Genomic DNA, 22,262 nt, shown 5'->3' with positions numbered 1-22,262 from the left:
AAAACTTCCACTACCCACTACCCACTACCCACTACCACTCTCTCTTACTAACAATTCAAGGGAATCACTACCGTGAAAACTGAAGATACGGTATTAGGTAAATACAATAATGGTCTTCGCTTTTTTGGTAACTTATTCAATCACAATCAAGTGTGGAAAGGTTCTTTAGATTGTGTTGCATTTGAACAGTCAGCTATCAAAGATAAGTTACATAATTTACATAAACCGTGTTACATCGTAAGAGTAGCAGGGAAAATTGGCGTCACCAACGAAGGTTATTCTTGTCCTACTGAGAATGGGACAGGACAAGTAGAATTGTTGATGGCAGTTCCACCCATCTCAACACATAGTTTAGGAGACCCCAGTTTTCTTTCCTCTCATGGTGTGAAATATGCCTATGCTACGGGTGCAATGGCTGGCGGTATTGCATCTGTTGAGATGGTGATTGCACTCGGAAAAGAGAAAATTTTGAGTTCCTTTGGTGCTGGTGGTTTAAGTCCAGACCGTCTTGAAGCAGCTATTAACCGTATTCAACAAGCCTTACCTCAAGGTCCCTACGCTTCTAATCTGATTCACAGTCCGAATGAACCTGCTCTTGAACGTCGTGCTGTCGATTTATACCTCAAATATGGGGTGAAAACTGTAGAGGCTTCAGCATTTTTGGACTTGACTCCCAATATTGTCTATTATCGGGCGGCTGGATTAGGTGTAAATGCAGCCAATCAAATTGAAATCAAAAACAAAGTCATTGCCAAAATTTCTCGGCGAGAAGTCGCTAGCAAATTTCTCCAACCAGCACCACTAAAAATACTGAAAGAACTTGTTGCACAAGGACTCATCAGTGAGTTACAAGCAAATCTTGCAGCCCAGCTTCCCATTGCCGATGATATTACTGTGGAAGCTGATTCTGGCGGTCATACAGACAATCGTCCCTTAGTTTGTCTCCTGCCTTCTATTTTGGCATTAAAACATGAAATTCAGGAAAAATATCGTTACTCAACACCTATCAGAGTTGGAGTAGCTGGAGGAATTGGGACACCACAATCAGCTTTAGCCGGCTTTATGATGGGTGCTGCTTATGTGGTGACTGGTTCGATTAATCAGTCTTGTGTTGAAGCTGGAACTTGTGAATATACGAAGCGATTGCTAGCACAAGCAGAAATGGCTGACATGATGATGGCTCCAGCAGCTGATATGTTTGAAATGGGAGTGAAGCTTCAAGTTTTAAAAAGAGGAACTATGTTCCCTCTACGAGCTCAGAAACTGTATGAAATATACAGAAATTATAACTCGATTGAAGATATTCCTATTGAAGAAAGAGAAAAATTAGAGAAACAAGTTTTTCGTAACAGCCTTGCTCAGATATGGGAAGAAACTGCAACTTATTTATCCACAAGAAATCCTGAAAAACTCGGAAAAGCAATCAACAATCCCAAAATGAAAATGGCAGCAATTTTTCGCTGGTATTTAGGATTGTCCTCTCGCTGGTCTAGTTCTGGAGAAAAGGGTCGAGAAGTCGATTATCAAATTTGGTGCGGTCCAGTCATGGGTAGCTTTAATGACTGGGTTCGTGATTCTTATTTGGCTGACCCAAAAAGTCGCCGCGTGGTTGATGTTGCTGATCATATTATGACTGGAGCAGCATTTTTATACCGCATTCAAAGTTTGAAAATTCAAGGACTGCAAATCTCAGACGACTACTGTCAATATCGTCCAGTTTGTTCTACTAGCTTGTAAGAGCTAAAAATTCATGGGTTCAAAAAACCCGGTTTCTCAAAGAAACCGGGTTTCTCAGAAATCGCAGACTATGATGTTAGAGGTTTGTAAATAATGGCTTCAAAACAGTCTCATACGGCAGAAGAAATTCAAGCATTGCTAGTGTCTATTGTTGCTGATGGATTAAAAATCGCATCTGATGAAATCAATGTCCAAGAGCCTCTAGACAGCTACGGTTTGGACTCGGCTCAAGCTATGCTTTTAGTCACGAAAGCAGAAAAAATGCTGGGATTTGAAGTCTCTCCTACGTTGTTGTGGCACTATCCAAATATCGAAGCACTTTCACAGCGTTTAGCTGAAGAATCGCTCGTATTGGAGTCACAGATTGAAGACACGAGAGTTGCCTCTCGAGCAAATGTTTCTGCTTTCAAGACGCCGATGCTCGATTTAAGTGCTGAAGCTGTTCTAGACCAAAATATCCGTCCTGCATCTACACCATTTCAATTTACAAGTGAACTGAATAATGTCTTCCTAACTGGAGGAACAGGCTTTTTAGGCGCTTTTATCATCTATGAACTGCTACAGACGACAGATGCAGATATCTACTGCTTAGTACGTGCTGCTAATTCAAAGGAAGGCAAGCGAAAGCTGAAGCAAAACCTGCAACAATATTTACTTTGGGAAGAACAATTCAGCCCCAGAATTATTGCGATTCCTGGAGATTTATCTCAGCCATTCTTAGGTATTAGTACTGAAGGGTTTGAAATGCTGGCAGCTAATCTTGACGCTGTGTATCATAGTGCTGCCACGCTAAATTATGTTTATCCCTACTCAGCACTGAAGGCTGCTAATGTTCTAGGAACACAGGAAGTCATACGTTTGGCAAGTGCAATCAAAGTCAAACCCCTGCACTACGTTTCTAGTGTTGCTGTTTTTGAATCACCTGCTTATGCTGGCAAAGTTGTCAAAGAACAGGATGATTTTAACCATTGGGAGGGTATTTATCTCGGTTACTCTCAAACTAAGTGGGTTGCTGAAAAGTTAGTCAAGATTGCTCGTGACCGAGGACTTCCCGTGACTATCCACAGACCACCATTGATAGGAGGAGACAGTCAAACAGGTGTGTCTAACACGCATGACTTTATCTGCTTGATGATAAAGGGCTGTCTTGAGATGGGGTGTTTTCCAGATGTGGAGTACATAATGGATGCGTCTCCTGTAGACTATGTGAGCAAAGCGATTGTTTATCTATCAAGGCAGAAAGAATCGATGGGCAAAGCTTTCCACTTGCAACATCCCCAACCTGTTTCCTTGAAGGTGTTAGTTGAGTGGATGCGCTCTTTTGGTTTTCCAATTCAACTACTTCCTTACGACGAGTGGCAAACACAGTTAATGAAAAATGTAACTTCTGTGGAAAATCCTTTGTACGCGCTGCGACCTTTCTTGTTTGAGCGCTGGTCGCAAGAAGGACTGACCATTCCAGATTTATACCTGCAAGCCAGAAGACCTATTATCAGCTGTCAGCAGACACTTGAGTCACTTGCTGGAAGTTCTATCGTCTGTCCACCAATAGACTCTAAATTGTTTATGACATACTCCTCTTACTGGATTTCGAGCGGTTTTTTGAATGTTGCATAGAAAGCTAGGATTGACCTATAGCGGTTTGCAATTGGCTGAGGTACACAAAGAAATAATGAACCACAGATGGACTCTTGCGTGCGTTGCACAGAGAAGTTGCAAGGAGGGTTTCCCGACCCAGGCGACTGGTGTAAGTCCTGCGGACAGGCTACGCCAACGCCGTCAGGCGTGCCGCAGGCATACCCGGAGGGGGGTTCCCCCGAGTGTGCAAACTGCCGTACAGATGGACACAGATGAATTAGTACTTCACTCAGATGAGAAGCACTATAATTCATACGTGAGTTCCGCATTAGACCTCTGCCGTGTGTGAAAGTGTCCGCTTATGTAGAGACGTAGCATGCTACGTCTCTACATTCTGTTGGCTCATGAACACTAAAGCTAGCAACGGATCGTATAGCAGATGTAACGGATAGTTTATCTGTCAATTGCACAGATAGCTTATCCGCTACATCCGTTAGCAATCCGTTGCTAATACTGCCATCGTTTTGGGATGGCAATGTTGACTAGCTATATATCAATACTGCCAGCACTTGAGACGTAAGCCATAACCTTCCACCGCAACAGATGCAACAGAATTGTTATCAGGTACAAGCTCTAACAGGCTCCACTGTTGCTTTGTCTTTAGCCTTGCTGGTTGTCCTGGAGTCAGAGAAACCTCTATTTGCTCTAGCTGAGCAAGTCCTACTCCAGTTGCTTTTAAATATGCTTCTTTGCAAGTCCAGTAGCGGAAAAACACCTGTTGCATTTGATGGGGAGGAAGCCCACACATCACTGCATATTCCCCAGGTGAAAAGTATCGTTTCGCAAGGGCGAGAACGTCGGAAATTGGGCGGATGTACTCTAGGTCTACCCCCACGAGGCGATCGCAACTCACTGCACACAGAGCTAACCCTTGAGAATGAGTCAAGTTAAACCATAGTTTACTATCGGCAAATGTCTCAGCTAACACTGGTTTGCCAGAGGGTTCATAACAGAACTGCAACTGTTGCGCTTCTATACCCAAGTAGCGACCCAATATGGTTCGCAGGATACCCCGACCAGCAATAAAACGCTGCCGATGCTGTTCTTTATAGAACCGCTTTGCCCGACAAACTTCGTCGCTGGAGAGCGTTGCTGTCAAATGTTGCAACTGTGTTTCTGGTCTGTCAAGCTCAATTCGCCAGACATGAATTTCATCCTGCAACAAAGTTAAATCTGGCGATGCAGGCAGCCACAAATGATTATTAACAGTCATTGAGTCACGCAGTAATAGTCAGCTAATGCCTGAATTTAGATACCTAAATTTTGAGAGGACTGGTGGTAACAGCGGTGTCTTATCGCTGTAAACTATCATCCCCAAATCATTGTCCGGTAATTTACCACTCCCGCGACAAGATACAGAGGATGTATGGATTTATCCCGCCTTCCTCTCGTCTGGGTTTTCATCGGAAAACCCCAATCTCACACTCAAATCAAAGTCAAACAGTCTTGTCGCTTTTTCAAGAGATAGAAGAAAAAGTGCGTTGTCAAAATCGGTTTTGCTTTTTGACTTTCCCGTTATTATACAACTTTATGAGCTTCTCCCGATAGTCTTCTTGTAGACAATTCTTAACTATTCTCTGACTTCTTTGATTTCTTAGCTTTATCCAAAAGCGAGGCAATAGTTTTCTATTAAATGCTGCTGTGTTATACCAATTTCAAAAATTTTTGCAATTTTGCAACATATATAGTAGTTTGCAATTAGGTAAGGTACACCACCAAAGAAATAATGAACCACAGATATAGGCGTAAGCCGTGCCGTAGGCTACACCAATATTTATCTGTGTCCATCTGTGTCCATCTGTGGTTCAAAAATTCATAAATCGTATTTTTGCAAGAAGTCTAATTGAGTTGCGCTATGAATCCGCTGTAGAAGCGCAAATTTCCCTACACACATAATAAAAACGACTGGGTCTAGTCTCCACTCAAGGCAACACCCAGTTAACTAAAGAAAGTCAACCTGTATGTTACATCAACGCAGTAACCAGACCCAGTATGAAATTGAGGTAATTAGAGTTTAAATGTTAGCGTTTGCTACCACCACGACTTGGCACGAGGCTCAAATAATCGATATCAAAGGCGGAAATGCGTTGAGCGTAGCTGCCTTTGGTATTGATAGACTCTGCCATGTCGCGGTACTTGCGCGGATCGCCTTCTGCCAGTTGCCGTTCTTGGAACTTGCGGCTGTAGAATTTGTCCAGAGTAAAGCGCCAGTCGGTTGTAACGGTGCCAGCTGTTTCTTGGAAGTCTTCGCCGTAGCGAGGAGTGACCAAGTTGAAGGGGCGTCCTTCCATGCGCTTACGTTGGTAAGGTACAGTGTTATCCCCAAAAGCTTCGGTGTACTCGTCACTGTCGATGAGGGCATCAACTAAGCCACTAAAGCCTTTAGTGCCAATAACAATTGACCAAGCAATTTCTTCGTCCTTGTTGTAAGGCGCACGACCCAAAAAGCGCTTGAGGCAGATTTCTACCAAACGGTAGTTGTTATTCACCGAAACAACGACACGGTAGAAAGCCTCAGACTTGGCTAGACCACGGATGAAGTCGCGTACGGTAATCGAGCCATTTTTCAGCTGGGATTCTAGATTCTTTTGGCGGTTGAAACTGAGAATCTCATGCTCGCTGAAAACTTGGCGATATCCTGCCCAAATGATGTTTTGCATATCAGTGTAACTGCTGACATCTTCTAGACGGTAGATATACGGTGTATCTTCATTTTGGTCAGCCTTGCCAAAGCTCTTGACCCGCTGATTTTGGCTGCTTGGTTTGTATTGAAGTAGAGGCAGTGCCATGCTCTGTTCTTCCTCGTAAATTATCAACTATTTAAACAAAGAGCGAGAGGCTTGATTGCTCAACATCCTCATTCTTTTATTATTTTCCCGCATGATAGTTGTTAATTGTTAGTTATTTGTTCTACTAACCACTAACCACTAACCACTTACAAGTTACCTTACGGGAAAACTTGCAGTGGGGCTGATGGAAACGGGAATTCCTTGCGGCTTTGTTTCTCGTGTTGTGTTGGGAATTTGAATGTTTGCCGTGTTAACTGGTGTGTATTTCACGGGATTAATCTTGATGGAATTCGCCATTTCGACGAAGTTGTTGATATCACCCCACTTGTAGCGCTCGGTTTCTTGCTTATCGCGCCAGTAATTGCCATAGCGAGGCGTCACCAGGTTAAAGGGTCTGTCTTTAAAGCGACGACGTTGGTAAGGAACTGTATTCTCACCAAAATTAGTGAGATATTCCTCGCTGTCTAATAAAGCATCAACAAAACCGCCAAAGCCCAAGGTGGCAATTTTTATTGACCAAGCAATTTCTTCGTCTTTGTTGTACGGCGCACGACCCAAAAGTCGTTTGAGGCTAAGTTCTACAACGCGGTAGTTAGAGTTTGTCTCTACCACTAGGCGACGAAACGCTTCAGACTTTGCCAAACCCCGGATAAAGTCGCGCACAGTAATTGCTCGGTTTTTGAGCTGGGATTCTAAATTGGTCTGGCGGTAAAAACTCAAGATTTCGTGTTCGCTGACAACTTGGCGATATGCTGCCCAAATTAATTCTTGGATTTCGCTATTAGAAGGAGAGTCTTCTAGGCGGTAAATCCTGGGAGTATCTTCGTTACCTACTTCGTAACCAGCAACGCGCTGATTTTGCGAACTTGGTTTATATTGCAGTAGAGGTATTGACATAGTTAATTGTCCTTTGTCCTTTGTCCTTTGTCCTTTGTCCTTTGTCCTTTGTTCTTTGTCATTTGTCATTTGTCATTTGTCCTTGGCTTTTTTACTCATGACTCGTGACTAATGACTAATGACTCTTCAAGTGGTCTTGTTACCAGGAATGTAACGATAAGGCAAGGCAACTTTTGTGGGTTTTACTGTTGGGTGCGCTGCTGCATTACTGTACGTCTCAGGAAGCTCTACGGAGGAGATGTAATTTCTCGACCTATCGCTAGTACGCTGGTAATTCATCCCGCCTGGTGCGATACTAGCAGCCATTGCTAAGAAGGTATCAGGAATCGCTTGACGCACTCCCCTTTGTACGGATTGCCCTGAGACTGCAACTTGGTAGTAGGAACGACCTGCCAGGGATTGTACCATCTCGCGATTGCGCCAGTAATCGGCGTAGCGGGGATTGACTAAGTTAAAGGGTCGGTCTTTAAAGCGGCGGCGCTGGAAAGGCACAATATCATCGCCAAAGTTCTGGCGGTACTCTTCACTATCCACCAGTGCGTCGATAAAACCATGCAATCCCTTTGTGGCAATGACAATAGACCAGGAAATCTGCTCGTCTTTGCCATAGGTAGCACGTCCTAAAAATCGCTTGAAGCTGATGTCTACTAAGCGGTAGTTGGAATTGGTTTCTCCTACTAGTCCTCGATAAACGTCGGATTTGCCTAGTCCCCGGACAAAGTCCCGGACGTTAATTGCCTGATTTCGTAGTTGGGATTCTAGGAAGGGTTGGCGATAGCTATCTAAAATTAAATGTTCACTGAAGATTTGCCGATATCCTGCCCAAATGATGGCATCAACCTCATCATCTGAAGTCGCATCTGTCAACCGATAAATTGTGGGCGTGTCTTCGCCTGGGACTTCATAGCCTTCGACACGCTGATTTTGCGTAGTTGGTGTAAATTGGAGTAATGGTATTGACATCTTTACTTTTACCTTGTTTTATGGTATGTGTAGCAGACGCGAAGCCAGTCGCCGTGAGAGCGGGCTGACCCTCCTGCAGCGCTGACTCGCTATGGCGCGTTTCTAGATTTGAGCCAGTTGCACGCGAGCGCGGACTGCTTCTTCGGCATCAGTTGCCAGCATTTCCTCGAATCTAGCCTGGATTGGCTCTTGCAAATCAGGTATTTTCGCAAGCGCTTGCAAACCGACAATGGCAGCATAGCGAATCGACCAGTCTGTGTCTTGGGATATGGAAAGCAAAGTTTCCAATGCTCTTTTGTGAGCTATGTGGCGTTCTGGAATATCCAGCTGATGCCAGTATAAGTTTCCCAGCCCCTTGGTTGCTGCACGTCGGACACTAGGGGCAAAGTCAGTGGCTGCTGCTGCAAGTAATATATCTAAAGCGCGGGGGTCTCTAATCGCAGCCAGCGTCCTAATCGAGTAAGCGCGTGCGCCATAGTTATAATCATCGATCTGTGCTAACAACTGTGGCACTGCCACTTCTCCCAACTCTGTCAGTCCAGCAACTGCCGCCACTGCTGCCCCTGGATTGTTGTAACCGAACACGGTTATTAAGGTGGGAATTGCTGCTGGATCTTTCGCTGCTGCCAATTTTTGTACTGCCGCCACCATCAAGGCAGATGAGTCTGCCTCAGCAACGGCACGAATTAAATGTTGGGTATTAGTCATCTGTCAAGAGTTAGTTGTAGAGACGCGCTATGGTACGTCTTAGTTGTAGTGCCATGGCACGTCTGTACATTAGTCCTATTAACCACTAACCAATCACTACAACAGCGAATCCATCAAGTTCATGACCTTGATGGCGTTATCAGAAAGGGGAGATACATCTAACTCTTCTTTAAGTTGATGCTCTAGTATCCCTTTAAGGGCAAGAAGTTTAAAACTATTTTCAACCGTGGCGTTAGCGATCGCCTCCGCTGCTGCTACATAGCCTATGGCACCCAAATCCCCCAAAACAACGCGGCGCAATTTCAGATCGCTGCTATCCAACATTTTCACCAAACGCTCCCCGTATATTGGGTCTTGTGTCAGTTGGTACATTGCTCTGGCTGCGGCACACTGCACCCGTGGTGTTGGATGCTTCTGGAAAGGTTGAATTAGCGCAATAGCCTCAGTTGCACCAATTGCTCCTAAGGCTTCTATCACCGCTTCATATGGCTGGGTTAAGTGAGGTCGTCCCGGCACTTGCACAGCAGCTGCTACACCCCCATCTAGCAGTTGCACCAGTACTGAGACAGCAGCAGGGTCACGCAACATTTCCAGAGACTGGGCGGCTGCTTCCCGCACGTAAAAGTCGGGGCATTCCAAGCATTTGATTAAGCTTGGTACGGCTTTAGCGTCGCCTAATTTCCCTAGCGCTCTTGCGGCATTGCGTCGCAGAGGATAGCCTCCAAGTTCTGTTCTGTCGGCTTCATCTTCTAACGCTGCAATTAAGGCGTCTACAGCCTCTGGTGACTGGACGCGAAATTTGCCCAGCCACCAAGCGGCATAATAGCGGAGACTTGTATCTGGTGAGTTGAGATTGGCAATCGCTTGCTCTGGCGTCAACGGCGGTGCGTTTTCTGCGGAATATTCCTCCGCACCTGGCTCTTTCATTGCGCTTGTAGTTAGCCCTGGGCTTCGGATTCGCTATCAGGCTTGAGTGCTGATTCAGCGGTCAAAGGCTCTATTTTGACAATTCTACCGCCCATGCGGGTAATCCGCTGCATTTCTTCGTTCATCCGGTTGTATGGCACTGTGACATACACGCTACCGCTGCGACGGATGTCGTAGTTATTCTTGTCATTCTCTTCGTTTTGGCGCAAGCCCACGACTTCATAACGAAACATCCGGCTGCTAGCTGAAGAAAGTCCACCAGTACCAACTGTGGTTTGACCAAACATCCTTCCTATTTCTCCTTTAGTAACTTAATGATTGCTAAGGCGAGGAGTGGAGGAGTGGAGGAGGTAAAAGAACAATAACTTCCCCCTCTCCCCCTCTCTCCCCCTCTTCTTCTAGGCTGGGTTGATGCTGACAATCTTTCCGCCTTGGCGCTGAAGTTGCTGCAATTTTTCAGAAAGGCGCTCGTAAGGCACAAAGAAGGCGGTGCTGCTGCGGCGCACCTTGGGGTAGCCAGGACTGAGAAGTCCGGATACTTCGATGCGATAGACGCGATCGCCTACTCCCACTGCATTCCCCAAATTTTTCCGAGGAGCAACATCACTAGATGCACGGTAGCCCCAGTTTTCGTTACTTCCAGAAGGTCCTACGATGGAGGAAGCGCTGTTATTTGCCAGTTCGCGAGCCAAACGGGGATTTTTGCCTTCTACTTGAGAGCGATCGCTATTGGCATAACCCCGGTATAACCGGAACATTCGGTTAAAGCCTACAGTTTTTTGTCCTGTTTGAGTTTCAAAACCGCGATAGTAAGGTACGATGTTGTCGCCGAAGTTTGTCTGGTACTCTACAGAATCAATGTAGGAGTCTATTTCGGCATCATACCCTTTGTTTTGGTACAGATCTAAGTGGTAAACCACCTCAGACTCATCGTAGGGAGCACGGCCCAACAAATGCTTGTAGTTAAGTTCAATTAATCGGGTTTGAAAATTGTTGTAGAAAAACTTGTTCTTGTAGAGTTCTGACTTGGCAACGCTACGCACAAATTCCCGCACTGTCAGGTTACCATCACGCAGGAGCGATTCTGCACTTGTGAGGCGTTCTGATGCCATTAAATAGTCATTACCCAATAATTGCCGATACACGGCACGAATCACCGCTTCGACATCTTCTTTGGTTGGGTTGAGGCGCAGTTCAACTCGAGGTGCTTCGCTAAAGGCTGCTGTTCCCAGCCTGGATGCTGCTGCTGTAATCGCCATTTTTTTTCCCCTATTTTTTTGCACTTTTGCTGTTATTTACAGCGTGCTTTGATAAATATTTTTTATCTATCCCCAGATAAAACAATGCCCGGAGCTTGATTCAACTGCTAGGTGATTCCATCCAGCACTTGCATCCCTCTCCGGGCCTGAGCGCAATCTAGCTTAGAGCGTTGATAGCGTAATCAATGTAGGTGTTGGCTTCGTTAGCAGCTTGACCTGACAGACCGTGGTTACCTTTGATGTGCTTCAAAGCTTCTACGTACCAGCTGTTGGACAATTCAAAGGAGCGGTTGATTTCATCCAAACCAGCAATTAGGTACTCGTCCATTGGACCGGTGCCACCAGCAACTAAGCAGTAGGTTACCATCCGCAGGTAGTGACCTACGTCACGCGCGCACTTGGACTTACCACGAGAATCAGAAGCGTACTGAGGTCCCTGCATTTGGGTGGTGTAGGGGAACTTTTGGTACACTGCTTGAGCAGCACCATCAATGAGGCGCTGAGCGTTTTGGGTGAGGGCGCGAGCAGCTTCCATGCTTGCAGCAGCACGCTCAAAACGACCGTTAACTGCTTGGAGTTCGGTGTTGCCCAAAAAACGTCCTTGGGTATCAGCAGCTGCAATTGCCTCGGTAATTGGTGTTTTCATAGTGTAGAATCTCCTTGGTGTTTTGTAATTTTTTGCCAAGATCCCTATTTTTAGGTTCTGAGCTTTTCTTGTTTTTATTAAGCAACAGCAGAAGCAGCGCGATCAAAGTAGCTAGCTACTTCAGACATCAATTGGCTGCAATCGCCTTGAGTGATACCAGCTGGATCGTTAGCAATCTTAACTGCAGCTTCCTTCATCTTCTGAACGCCAGTTGCTACGGAAGAACCGGGAGTACCTAAAGCTTGGTAGGTTTCGCGCAAGCCGTTCAAGCAGCGGTCATCCAGGACGCTAGCGTCACCAGCTAGGATAGCGTAGGTAACATAGCGCAAGATGATTTCCATGTCGCGCAGACAAGCAGCCATGCGACGATTGGTGTAAGCGTTACCACCAGGAGCAATCAATTGGGGTTGCTCTTCAAACAAGCTGCGAGCAGCGTCGGTAACGATTTGGGAAGCATTGCTGGTGATGCGGTTGACGGTATCCAAGCGCTTGTTGCCGTCCTTCACCATGTTGGTGAGAGCATCGAGTTGCTCGCTGCTGAGGAACTCACCTCTGGAGTCAGCTTGAGAAACCACCTTGGCGAATGCGTCTAACATGGAATTTATTCTCCTAATTGCTTAGTTGAGTGCTGTCTTGATTAAAACTGGGATTGTTTTATCAAACTGGAATGGCTAACAACAGACTCTAAATAAAACTGTTTCTCAGCTTACCTCTCATTTCTCTGCTCTTTATGATGAACGAGAGATTATGAGAAAAATGGGGTGATTTTATGAGAAACTGGCAAACTTTGCAGATTGATTGCTTTGTTTAACTTTTGTCTGTTCTTTAACCCCTCCAGCTTATGTTTATACAACGCTATAGGGGCATTATCTGTTACAAATTATGAATAAATGAGATAGAGCAATAAGAAAACCCTCAAATCCTTTACATATAAGGGCTTTGCCTGAGAAAACGAAGTTTTTTTGGTAACAAAACTTTATATTCAGTTTACTCAAGGCGTGATTTTAACTTATTTATATTTTTTTAATTTTTCTGCAAACCTAGACAGGACTACATATTGTAGTTTGCCATCTCATCTATAGCCTCACTAAATCGTGTAAAGAATTCTTAACAAAAAAAAGCTAAATATAGCTTTTCGTTTCTGAAATTCTTTCCGACAGGTGGAGGTGGGGAGGTAGGCGGAGTAGAAGAACAATTATTATTCCCTTGTACTCTTGCGCCCTTGTACCGTTTGTCGTCCTCTTGTTGAACAGTGATTTTCCCGTTACGTAATAAAACTTAATAAAAATCTAAAAAACTTATTATTTTTATTTCTGGGGAGAGATGGTAAATCTCCGTCGGAGAACTTCTAGCAGAGTTGTGAACGTTTGGGGAGGGGGTGCTGTCACCTCAATCCACTCGCCGGACACTGGATGTTGTACCTTAAGTCGCCAAGCATGGAGTGCTTGACCTGGCAAATTGACTCCCACAGAACGACCGGAACTATAAACGGGGTCGCCGACAATAGGATGACCTATATGAGTGCTGTGGACGCGAATTTGATGAGTACGTCCGGTTTCTAACTGGAAGTGCATTAATGTATAGTTGCCTAAACGTTCTTTGACTTTCCAGTGCGTAACCGCAGGTCGTCCCCCCTGTTCTACTGGAACAACTGCCATTTTTTTGCGGTCAACTGGATGACGACCAATGGGAAAGTCGATAATACCGCTTTCGGTTTTAGGCGTAGGCGAACCGTAGACAACGCCAAGGTACTCTCGTCGTGCGGTTTTTGCTTTTAGTTGCGCTTGTAGATGTTGATGGGCGAGTTCTGTTTTAGCAATTGCGATCGCCCCTGTTGTATCTTTATCCAGTCGATGGACAATTCCCGGACGTTGAACACCCCCAATTCCTGGTAGGTTTGGACAGTGAGCCAAGATAGCATTGACCAAGGTACCGTCTTGATGACCTGGTGCAGGATGAACGACTAACCCAGCAGGTTTGTTGATAATTAGCAGGGAGTCATCTTCATAGAGGATATCGAGAGGAATATCTTCTGGTTGGAGTTCTAAAGGTTCGGCTTCTGGTATTCCTAAAAAGATGCGATCGCCTGCTTTGACAGTTGTCTTTTTAGATGTGCAGACTTTACTGTTAAGTTGGACGTTACCCTGTTCAATTAACTGCTGGATGCGGGAGCGGGATAAGTTTGGTAATTGTTGAGAAAGGTAGCGATCTAAACGGTCTCCTTCTTCTGAAACTTGTAAATTTATTTCGGTCACAGTTGTTCGTTGTGGTGATGATAGCGTTACTGATTGTAACGAACCGAACGAGGCAACAGAGGACTTCGGTGAGGTTGCTGCTTCATCCATGCGACGCTGATGAGTAAGCAAGTGGACAATGGCAAAGGTGCGGAGGTATTAACACCGCACCTTTGTCTAGAGAAACAAACTCTGCCGAGAGGAACACCGTTCTTTATCTTAAAATCTTAGAGGGAGAAAATGAAGAAGCTGTGGAGATTGTAAAACTTGGCGAGTAACTAAATAATTTGTTATCCCACAGATGCTGTTTTATAAAGTCTGTGCTTTTTCAATACAAGCTCTTAGCTGTTCAACGAGAACCTGAATGTGGGGTTTTCTAAGCATCGTTAGGTGATTGCCAGCAATTGTATGAATTTCCACTCCTCCAAAGGCTAGCTTACCCCAACCCCTACTTGGATCTTGCTCGGTAATTCTTGACTTAACGCTTGTTTTGAAGAGAGTAATTTGTTTAGGGTAGACTTGCGGAACGTAGTTGAGAGTTGCTTGGGTGTTGGCATAGAAAACACGAAGCATTGGGCGAATTGTTAACTCGCTCAAAATCCGTGACCTGGACTCCTGAGGCATAAAGTACGAAAATAGATTAGTTTCAATATCTCGAACCAACTTATTAACCAACTTATTAAAAATAGGAAAACGAGAAGTCAAACTATCAACTTGGTTCTTGTTAGAAGCGGCCATTAAATAAAAATAATCGAGGAAAAATGACCATATATATCGCGCTACTGTGGTGAAAAGAAACCTGAAACTATCGCCCACAGAAGGTGTATTGCCAGGAACTGGTGCTACAGTATCCAGCATAGCAAGTAGAGCCACTTCATCCCCAGCTTTTTGGAGTTGTTGAGCCATCTCAAAAGCAACCAAACCTCCAAAAGACCAACCTCCTAAAAAATAAGGACCGCTTGGTTGCACCCTACGCAATGCTTCAATGTAATAAGCAGCCATGTCTTCAATACGAGTGAATGGCGAAGTTTCTCCGTCAAGTCCCATAGGTTGTAGCCCGTAAAATGGTTGATTTGTCCCTAACTGATGAGCCAATTCATAATAAGGAAAGATAACACCAAAGATGGGATGGACACAGAAGAAAGGAGGATTTGAACCAGCAGGCTGAATTGCAACCAAGGGAGACCAAGGCAGAGAATCTTTTCCTGGAGATAGAGAATTCGCTAAACTTTCAATTGTTGGATTTAAAAATAAGGAAGAGAGCGGCAACTCACGCTCAAACTGCTTGTGTATTTGCTCTACAAGCCGCACAGCTAGCAGTGAATTTCCTCCCAAATCGAAGAAGTTGTCGTGAATACTTATATGTTCAAGAGACGTTGCATGCAACGTCTCTACCCAGATTTTTGCAAGTGTTAACTCGATTGGGGTACGAGGAGCAACAAAGGCTTTATCTATTGAGCGGCTAGTCGGATTATCGAATGCTCTTAGCGCACGGCGATCCACTTTACCATTAGGTGTTAGTGGCAGAGAATCTACCACTACAAAAATTGAAGGCACCATGTATGCTGGCAATTTTTCTTTTAAAAATTCGCGTAGTTCAATGGTTGTTGGTACCTGCTTCGAGTTGGGAACAATATAAGCCACCAAGTGCTTATCACCAGATACATTCTCTTTAGCAATGACCACCGTTTCTTGCACGCTTTGATGCTGTTTCAGCACCGTTTCAATCTCTCCCAACTCGATGCGGAAACCGCGAATTTTGACCTGATTATCGATGCGACCTAAAAATTCAATATTGCCCTCTGGTCGATAACGAGCTAAATCGCCCGTCTTGTATAGTCGCGCTCCCTTTTTATCACTAAAAGGATTGGGAATAAACTTTTCAGCAGTTAATTCAGGACGGTTAAGATAGCCTTGCGCCAGTCCATCACCACCAATGTATAATTCTCCAGGAATTCCAATTGGCAAAGGTTGTAAATGCTTATCTAATATATAAATTTGAGTGTTAGCAATAGGGCGACCAATGGACGGTTTTTCAGCAGTAGCGCTAATTTCTGCAACGGTTGACCAAACAGTGGCTTCAGTCGGTCCGTAAGCGTTAAAAAACTGACGACCAGATCCCCAACGTTTTATAATATTTTCGGAACAGGATTCGCCTGCACAAATAATAGTTTGCAGTGCGGGCAGAGATTCTGCAGGTAGGACTGCCAACACTGCAGGCGGAAGGGTAACGTGAGTAATAGCTTTTTCGCGCAATAGTTGGAGCAAAGCTTGTCCGGGTAAAAGGGATTCTTTGTTTGCTAAATAAAGAGTTGCTCCTGTTCGCAGTGCCATGACAATCTCAAAAATTGAGGCATCGAAACTCAATGATGCGAATTGCAGAATGCGGTGACTCGGTTGCAAGTTGAAAACCTCAATCTGAGCTTCTGCCAAGTTGGATAGTCCTCGGTGCTGGAGCAAAACGCCTTTAGGCTTTCCTGTTGAACCAGACGTGTAGATGACATAAGCTAGGTTGTCAGATGTTACGCAGCTGGTTGGGTTTTCCTCGCTTTGTTGTGCAATAGTCTCCCAATCTTTATCTATGCAAATTACAGATACCGAAGCCTTCCCCAATCGCTCAACGAATTGCTGCTGAGTTAGCAAGACAGTTACTTTCGCGTCTTCCAGCATGAAGTTAAGACGCTCTTCAGGATAGGTGGGATCTAAAGGCAAGTATGCTCCACCTGCCTTAAGGATTCCCAACAGTCCGATGATCATCTCAAAAGAACGCTCTACGCAGATGCCAACTAAAACGTCCGGAACAACCCCCAGTTGTTGCAGGTGGTGTGCTAGTTGGTTAGCTCTGATATTGAGTTCGTGGTAGGTTAAAGACTCGATATGTCGCGTCTCTACATCCTCAAAGACTACTGCGATCGCATTGGGAATTTGTTCTAAAAGTGCTTCAAACAACTGATGAAAACACTTGTTCTGTGGGTAGTCTCTGCTAGTATTATTCCAATCAATCAATAACTGCTGCTGTTCTCGCGCAGTCAGCAAAGGCAAATCTCTTAGGCGCTGTTCTGGATCGGCGACAATGCTTTCTAGTAGCGTTTGGAAGTGTCCCAGCATTCGAGTAATAGTGCTGTCATCAAATAAATCTGTGCTGTACACGACTTGTCCTTTCAGGCTTTCCAAGTCTTGCCACAGGTGGAACTCCAAATCGAGCTTTGCGGTTTGGCTGTCGAACTCGAACAGCGACAGCGTGACCCCAGGTAGCTCTAATGCTTGGATGGGAGTGTTTTGCAGGCTAAATACGACCTGAAACAGTGGATGGCGACTTAAATCCCGCTCTGGGTGCAGTTCCTCCACCAGCTTTTCAAAGGGTAAATCCTGATAGGCATAAGCTCCCAAAGCTACCTCTTTCACTCGATTCAACAGTTCCCGAAATGTGGGGTTGCCTGATAAATCAGTACGCAGCACCAAGCTATTGACAAAAAAACCAATTAACCCTTCTATCTCGCTGCGGTTGCGATTGGCGATCGCTGAACCTACTGCAATGTCCTCTTGCTGGGTATAACGATAGAGCAACGTCTGGAAAGCTGCCAGCAGGGTCATGAACAACGTAACGCCTTCTTTTTGACTCAGTGCTTCCAGTGCCTGAGTTAAAGATTGCGGTAGTTCTAGAAATTTTTTCGCTCCCCTATATGTTGGCACTGGTGGTCTTGTTCGGTCGGTGGGGAGATTCAGCACCGAGATGCCGTCCAATTGCTTTTGCCAGTAAGCTAACTGCGTTTCCAGCTCTTCTCCCACAAGCCACTCACGCTGCCATTGGGCGAAATCGGCATACTGGATAGGCAGTTCCGGCAGAGATGTAGAGACGTTGCATGCAACGTCTCTACAAGCTGTGTATAATGCCCCCAGTTCTCGAATGAGCACTCCAATTGACCAACCATCGGCAACTATGTGATGTAGATTCAGCAACAGCACATATTCTGCTTCATCTAGTTGTAGCAGCGTCACTCGCAGTAATGGACCAGTGGTTAGATTGAAAGGACGTTGAGCCTCTTCGATTGCAATTTGCCGTGCTTGTGTTTCGCGTTCTTTGCTCTGGAGATTGCATAAGTCTATTACACGAAGGGGTATGGTTAAAGTGGGAGCTATTGCCTGCACTGGTTGCCCTTCTACCAACACAAAAGTCGTGCGTAAGGTTTCGTGACGGCGTACAATTTCGTTGAATGTCTGCTCTAAAGCAGTTAAGTTGAGCCTCCCTGTCAGGCGAACTGCTGTTGACACATTGTAGAAGGGATTGTTCGGTGTCAACTGGTTGAGAAACCACAATCTAGCTTGTGCAAATGATGTGGGGAAGATGAAAACTTCTGCTTCTTCAGGAATATTGAGTTTTTCTTCAGCAGTTGAGTGAGAGTTATCGTAAAGATGCTGACTCATAAGCTGCTGAATTGTCTAGAGTGCATTGACATTTTATCGCTGTTTCATGTCAATTGATCTCAACCTCAAAAGTTTGTCCTTCCACCGTCACTTTATCGCCCGATATTAATTTCCGTCCTCGTCGGGTTTCGATTGTACCATTGACTTTTACATCGCCTTCTTGAATCATCAGCTTGGCTTGTCCACCTGTCGGCGCTATTCCAACGAACTTCAAAAACTGGTCAAGTTTAATCGTATTGTCGCTTGTGTTCATAGGTAGTTTATCTCTGTTCGCTTTCTTTATTCAATGATGAGAGTTTCATCCGCCGACTCTCACGCGAAAGCGGCACTAAAGCTGGAGCATTACTCTGACTATTGCTATCTTTAAAACTTTCAACCACCTTAGATAATTCTGCAATTGTCGGTGCTTCAAATACACTACGCAAAGGTAACTCCACCTTGAAAGCGTCACGCACTCTAGAGACAAGCTGAGTTGCCAGTAAGGAATGACCTCCCAAGGTAAAGAAATTATCGTGAATACCTAAGCGCTTAAGTCCCAAAACCTCAGCAAAAATTTTCACCAGCACTTCCTCAACGGTAGTCCGAGGTGCAACATAACCACCTACCAATTCTGACTTGATTGTATTGGGTGCAGGCAAGGCGCGGCGATCGACTTTGCCGTTTGGTGTCAGAGGTAGGGACTCCAGCACCACAAAAGCTGATGGCACCATGTACTCAGGTAGCTTTTGTGCTAGATAAGTCTGCAATTGTGGCACTAACTGACGCGCTGCTTTGGCTTGTAGGGGATTATTGGCGTAAGATTGCCACGGACGGGAGTGAATGCTGAGTGGAAAAATAGTTCTCTGACCTATTGCATCTTGCCTAACAAAAACAACGTCGTAGCGTCCTTCACTACCCGAATCTGACCAGCTTATATCAACTTTATAGGGTAATTCCTCAGCTAGCGCATAAAAATCTTCTGGATCAACTCCCACATTCTGGAATCGTTGCAATGCTTCACGCATTTGACCTACAGTTTTAAAGTCTCCTGCGCCTGACAGCCATTCTGCTGTTTTAACGGCTGCCATGACGCGTGCATTAGGCACATTAGTAATGCCTAAAATCTCTGGTTCGTTGTTAATCAATAATTGTCGCACTGCTGACACTGTGAGATTATCTTCAGACCAGTTCAGCACTGAATCATTCCCAAGATGACTAACAGTTTCACCGCCAATATGAAGAATTACATTGTAACGAAACTGAGTTAACTCATTGTGATAGCGACCCCGCATCAGTTGAATTTGTACGTCACTAATCTCGGGAAAGTGCTGCTTTAAAGCACTGAAAAAAGCTGGGTCAATCACTAACTCTGTTTCTTGGAAAATTTGCATTTGTACCCGTTGCTGCAACTGTTCGCGGGTGAGAGAGGGTTCAGCTTGATACAGTTGCACCGAAGCATGGAAAGCTTGCAGCAGTGTCAGACTACGCACATCTCCTATAAAGATAAAGCCACCGGGGGCAGTTACCTGCACAGCACCTTCTATCACCCGCAAAAGATAGTCAATACTGGGGAAATATTGCACAACCGAGTTGAGAATCACTGCATCAAAAGCTTGTGCTTCCACTCCCTCAAAGTCAGTAGCCATCTTCTGGTGCAGCGTTACCTGGTGTAGAGACGTTGCATGCAACGTCTCTACATTTGCCAACTGCTTTTGAATGTAGTTAAGTGCCGTAGGGGAAAAGTCTGTCCCACAATATTTAGTGCAGTGAGGCGCAACTCTAAACAGAATTAGACCTGTTCCACAACCAATTTCTAGCACCCGACTAGGTTGCAAAGCCAGAATTTGCCCCACTTGGTTATTCACCCACTCGCGCATTTGCTCTGCTGGAAGAGGCTGATTGGTGTAACTGCTATTCCAACCGATAATATTGAATGTGCGATCGCAATCAGCAGCAGGTTGATCATAAGTTTCGTTGTAGAGCATCTGCCATTGCAAAACCTGCTCATCTTGCAATGGCATCTGTTGCATATGCTCTTGCTGACTGTTGTATTTAGCATTTATCGCCACATAAGCTACTAAACGCTTTTCCCTTTCATCCTCACGAGTCATGACTACCGTTTGCAGCACTGCGGGATGCTGACTTAGCACCGCTTCAATTTCTCCCAACTCAATGCGGTAGCCCCGCACCTTAACCTGCTCATCGAGGCGACCTAAAAATTCGATGTTGCCATTTTGTCGATAGCGAACTAAATCACCTGTTTTATAAAGACGTGTTTTTGGCTGATTGTTAAAAGGATGAGAAATAAATCTTTCAGCAGTTAAATCAGAACGGTTTAAATAACCTCGCGCCAGTCCATCGCCAGCAATGTACAATTCTCCTGGAACACCAATGGGTACAGGTTGCAAATGTTTATCCAGTACATAAACTTGTGTGTTGGCAATAGGACGACCAATTGCAGGTGGTACGTCTGCTTGATTTTTCACAGGAATCTGATAAGAAGTGGTCACAACTGTATTTTCAGTTGGACCATAATTATTTATAACTTGAAAAGCATACTCAGCCAGAGGATACTGATGAAGTTTGTCTCCACCTGTTAGTAATATTCGTAAAGCTGTATTATTCGACCAATCTAATAATAAAAGTTTCTCTGCCAAAGGTGTTGGTACAAAGCTAATTGTTATCGCTTTTGAGACTAGCCAATCTTGCAGTTTCTCAGGAAAAAGTTTAGTTTCATCATCTGGAAAATAGATACTTGCTCCAGCACTAAGATAAGGCAAAATTTCCCACCCGTAAGCATCAAAAGCCACTCCAGCGATTTGCGTGACTCGGTCAAGCGGTGAAACGGCAAACGTTTTTTGATGCCAAAAGACAAGATTTAACAATCCTCTATGTTCAATTTGAACCCCTTTAGGCTTTCCGGTTGAGCCAGAGGTGTAGATGACATAAGCAAGATTGTTTGCTGTAATGTTGCTGGTAGGATTATCTTCGCTTTCTTGAGCAATTGTCTCCCAATCTTTATCCAAACAGATAATTTGTGAATTGTGCCTTCCAAGACGCTCAACCCAGCGCTGCTTAGTCAATAAAACAGGGGCTTGAGCATCTTCAAGCATACAGTTCAAACGCTCAGGGGGATAGGTTGGGTCTAAAGGCACATAAGCTCCACCCGCTTTCAAAATGCCCAACATAGCGATTACCATTTCGGGCGATCGCTCTACACAAAGTTCTACTAAAACTTCTGCACCAACACCCAATTTTTGTAAGTAATGTGCAAGTTGGTTGCTGCGTTTATTTAACTCTTGATAGCTGATATGTAGAGACGCGCCATGGCGCGTCTCTACATTTTCAAATACTAGCGCCAATGCATCAGGAGTTTGCTGTATCTGAGCCTCAAATAGCTGATGAATGCACTTGTCTTGAGGATAATCTGCCTGGGTATTGTTCCATTCCACTAACAACTGATTTAGCTCAGATTGCGTTAATAGCGGTAAATTTACAATTCGTTGTTCTGGATTTGCAACTATATTCTCTAGCAGACTTTGGAAATGTCCCAGCATCCGGGTAATAGTAGCCTCATCAAATAAATCGGTGCTGTAAATAACAAAACCGCTGATTCCTTCTGAACTATTCACCCATAACCCATTTTCAGGAGTTCGCTCCCATAGGTGAAACTCCAAATCAAACCGCGTTGTTTCACTATCAAATGGCAGTGGACTTAGCGTTAACCCAGGTAATTCTAGCAATGCAATAATTTCTGCTTTGCGCTCTTGAATTTCTGCACGCAGTTCTGATGTGAGGGTTCCTTCAGGGGCGTTACAGCGCAGGCGTTCCTCTTCAACAAAAACCTGAATATCTAAGCTGCGAAGATAAGATAGAAACTCAACTGTGTTCAAAATTACGCCCCTTCGCAACAGATGTTAGTTGCTCGTTGTCAATTGACCCAGATCTTTTAACACACTCAGAACCCCATACAAATCATTCCTAGGGTTGAAAATATCGCACAGCTAAAGGCGCTTTTCAGCTGCCTCCTGCCATTTTTGAACCATCTGCTTATATATTG

The 22,262-nt window shown here is 44.8% G+C and carries 16 protein-coding genes and 1 pseudogene; 3 read left to right on the top strand and 14 right to left on the bottom strand.

From position 1 onward, the window contains the following. Positions 1-72: 72 nt before the first annotated feature. The 3 genes from MAS10914_RS0120575 to MAS10914_RS35760 all read left to right on the top strand — a co-directional run bounded on the left by MAS10914_RS0120575 (position 73) and on the right by MAS10914_RS35760 (position 3,591). On the top strand, positions 73-1,737 hold the full coding sequence (locus MAS10914_RS0120575) for a PfaD family polyunsaturated fatty acid/polyketide biosynthesis protein (RefSeq protein WP_017317833.1): 1,665 nt from the start codon (positions 73-75) through the stop codon (positions 1,735-1,737). Positions 1,738-1,830: 93 nt separating this feature from the next. Continuing rightward, complete coding sequence (locus MAS10914_RS0120570) at positions 1,831-3,354, top strand: thioester reductase domain-containing protein (RefSeq protein WP_017317832.1); 1,524 nt, start codon at positions 1,831-1,833, stop codon at positions 3,352-3,354. 66 nt (positions 3,355-3,420) lie between these two features. Further along, entirely contained in the window at positions 3,421-3,591 is a 171-nt protein-coding gene (locus tag MAS10914_RS35760; protein WP_232224205.1) for a hypothetical protein, read from the top strand. Positions 3,592-3,868: 277 nt separating this feature from the next. Here the strand turns inward: MAS10914_RS35760 and hetI are convergent, their stop codons facing one another. The 14 genes and pseudogenes from hetI to MAS10914_RS30695 all read right to left on the bottom strand — a co-directional run bounded on the left by hetI (position 3,869) and on the right by MAS10914_RS30695 (position 22,095). Further along, complete coding sequence (gene hetI / locus MAS10914_RS0120565) at positions 3,869-4,588, bottom strand: 4'-phosphopantetheinyl transferase HetI (protein WP_017317831.1); 720 nt, start codon at positions 4,586-4,588, stop codon at positions 3,869-3,871. Positions 4,589-5,396: 808 nt separating this feature from the next. After that, positions 5,397-6,164, bottom strand: coding sequence for a phycobilisome rod-core linker polypeptide (locus tag MAS10914_RS0120560; RefSeq protein ID WP_017317830.1), 768 nt, complete (start codon positions 6,162-6,164; stop codon positions 5,397-5,399). A 153-nt stretch (positions 6,165-6,317) separates the two neighbouring features. Beyond that, a complete protein-coding gene (locus MAS10914_RS0120555; protein WP_026082700.1) occupies positions 6,318-7,061 on the bottom strand; it encodes a phycobilisome rod-core linker polypeptide in 744 nt (247 codons plus the stop codon). Positions 7,062-7,187: 126 nt separating this feature from the next. Then, a complete protein-coding gene (locus tag MAS10914_RS0120550) occupies positions 7,188-8,024 on the bottom strand; it encodes a phycobilisome rod-core linker polypeptide (RefSeq protein WP_017317828.1) in 837 nt (278 codons plus the stop codon). Between the two features lie 102 nt (positions 8,025-8,126). Further along, positions 8,127-8,732 carry a HEAT repeat domain-containing protein gene (locus tag MAS10914_RS0120545; protein WP_017317827.1) on the bottom strand — a complete coding sequence of 202 codons (606 nt, stop codon included), beginning with the start codon at positions 8,730-8,732 and terminating at the stop codon, positions 8,127-8,129. Between the two features lie 96 nt (positions 8,733-8,828). Continuing rightward, positions 8,829-9,659, bottom strand: coding sequence for a HEAT repeat domain-containing protein (locus MAS10914_RS0120540; protein ID WP_017317826.1), 831 nt, complete (start codon positions 9,657-9,659; stop codon positions 8,829-8,831). Positions 9,660-9,670: 11 nt separating this feature from the next. Then, positions 9,671-9,946, bottom strand: a complete 276-nt coding sequence (locus tag MAS10914_RS0120535) for a phycobilisome linker polypeptide (protein WP_017317825.1) — start codon at positions 9,944-9,946, stop codon at positions 9,671-9,673. Positions 9,947-10,057: 111 nt separating this feature from the next. After that, positions 10,058-10,918: a phycobilisome linker polypeptide gene (locus MAS10914_RS0120530; protein ID WP_017317824.1), complete on the bottom strand. Its 861-nt coding sequence runs from the start codon at positions 10,916-10,918 to the stop codon at positions 10,058-10,060. 157 nt (positions 10,919-11,075) lie between these two features. Next, positions 11,076-11,564 (bottom strand): phycocyanin subunit alpha, encoded by a 489-nt coding sequence (gene cpcA / locus MAS10914_RS0120525; RefSeq protein WP_017317823.1) that lies wholly within the window; start codon positions 11,562-11,564, stop codon positions 11,076-11,078. Between the two features lie 77 nt (positions 11,565-11,641). After that, positions 11,642-12,160, bottom strand: coding sequence for a phycocyanin subunit beta (locus tag MAS10914_RS0120520; protein ID WP_017317822.1), 519 nt, complete (start codon positions 12,158-12,160; stop codon positions 11,642-11,644). Between the two features lie 711 nt (positions 12,161-12,871). After that, positions 12,872-13,819 (bottom strand): RluA family pseudouridine synthase, encoded by a 948-nt coding sequence (locus MAS10914_RS0120515; protein ID WP_026082699.1) that lies wholly within the window; start codon positions 13,817-13,819, stop codon positions 12,872-12,874. 288 nt (positions 13,820-14,107) lie between these two features. After that, positions 14,108-18,223: pseudogene (locus MAS10914_RS0120510) on the bottom strand (non-ribosomal peptide synthetase); the annotation flags it as partial. Positions 18,224-18,272: 49 nt separating this feature from the next. Further along, on the bottom strand, positions 18,273-18,476 hold the full coding sequence (locus MAS10914_RS0120505; protein WP_017317819.1) for an RNA-binding S4 domain-containing protein: 204 nt from the start codon (positions 18,474-18,476) through the stop codon (positions 18,273-18,275). A 7-nt stretch (positions 18,477-18,483) separates the two neighbouring features. Then, complete coding sequence (locus MAS10914_RS30695) at positions 18,484-22,095, bottom strand: non-ribosomal peptide synthetase (protein ID WP_017317818.1); 3,612 nt, start codon at positions 22,093-22,095, stop codon at positions 18,484-18,486. Positions 22,096-22,262 lie beyond the last annotated feature (167 nt).

The organism is Mastigocladopsis repens PCC 10914, assembly GCF_000315565.1.
Classification (GTDB): Bacteria; Cyanobacteriota; Cyanobacteriia; order Cyanobacteriales; family Nostocaceae; genus Mastigocladopsis; species Mastigocladopsis repens.
This window is presented reverse-complemented; position numbering and strand designations above follow the sequence as displayed.

Bases quoted from the DNA above. Each gene is read 5' to 3' on its own strand.
- MAS10914_RS0120570 (WP_017317832.1), top strand. From the start codon at position 1,831: ATGGCTTCAAAACAGTCTCATACGGCAGAAGAAATTCAAGCATTGCTA.
- MAS10914_RS35760 (WP_232224205.1), top strand. From the start codon at position 3,421: ATGGACTCTTGCGTGCGTTGCACAGAGAAGTTGCAAGGAGGGTTTCCC.
- hetI (WP_017317831.1), bottom strand. From the start codon at position 4,588: ATGACTGTTAATAATCATTTGTGGCTGCCTGCATCGCCAGATTTAACT.
- MAS10914_RS0120560 (WP_017317830.1), bottom strand. From the start codon at position 6,164: ATGGCACTGCCTCTACTTCAATACAAACCAAGCAGCCAAAATCAGCGG.
- MAS10914_RS0120555 (WP_026082700.1), bottom strand. From the start codon at position 7,061: ATGTCAATACCTCTACTGCAATATAAACCAAGTTCGCAAAATCAGCGC.
- MAS10914_RS0120550 (WP_017317828.1), bottom strand. From the start codon at position 8,024: ATGTCAATACCATTACTCCAATTTACACCAACTACGCAAAATCAGCGT.
- MAS10914_RS0120545 (WP_017317827.1), bottom strand. From the start codon at position 8,732: ATGACTAATACCCAACATTTAATTCGTGCCGTTGCTGAGGCAGACTCA.
- MAS10914_RS0120540 (WP_017317826.1), bottom strand. From the start codon at position 9,659: ATGAAAGAGCCAGGTGCGGAGGAATATTCCGCAGAAAACGCACCGCCG.
- MAS10914_RS0120535 (WP_017317825.1), bottom strand. From the start codon at position 9,946: ATGTTTGGTCAAACCACAGTTGGTACTGGTGGACTTTCTTCAGCTAGC.
- MAS10914_RS0120530 (WP_017317824.1), bottom strand. From the start codon at position 10,918: ATGGCGATTACAGCAGCAGCATCCAGGCTGGGAACAGCAGCCTTTAGC.
- cpcA (WP_017317823.1), bottom strand. From the start codon at position 11,564: ATGAAAACACCAATTACCGAGGCAATTGCAGCTGCTGATACCCAAGGA.
- MAS10914_RS0120520 (WP_017317822.1), bottom strand. From the start codon at position 12,160: ATGTTAGACGCATTCGCCAAGGTGGTTTCTCAAGCTGACTCCAGAGGT.
- MAS10914_RS0120505 (WP_017317819.1), bottom strand. From the start codon at position 18,476: ATGAACACAAGCGACAATACGATTAAACTTGACCAGTTTTTGAAGTTC.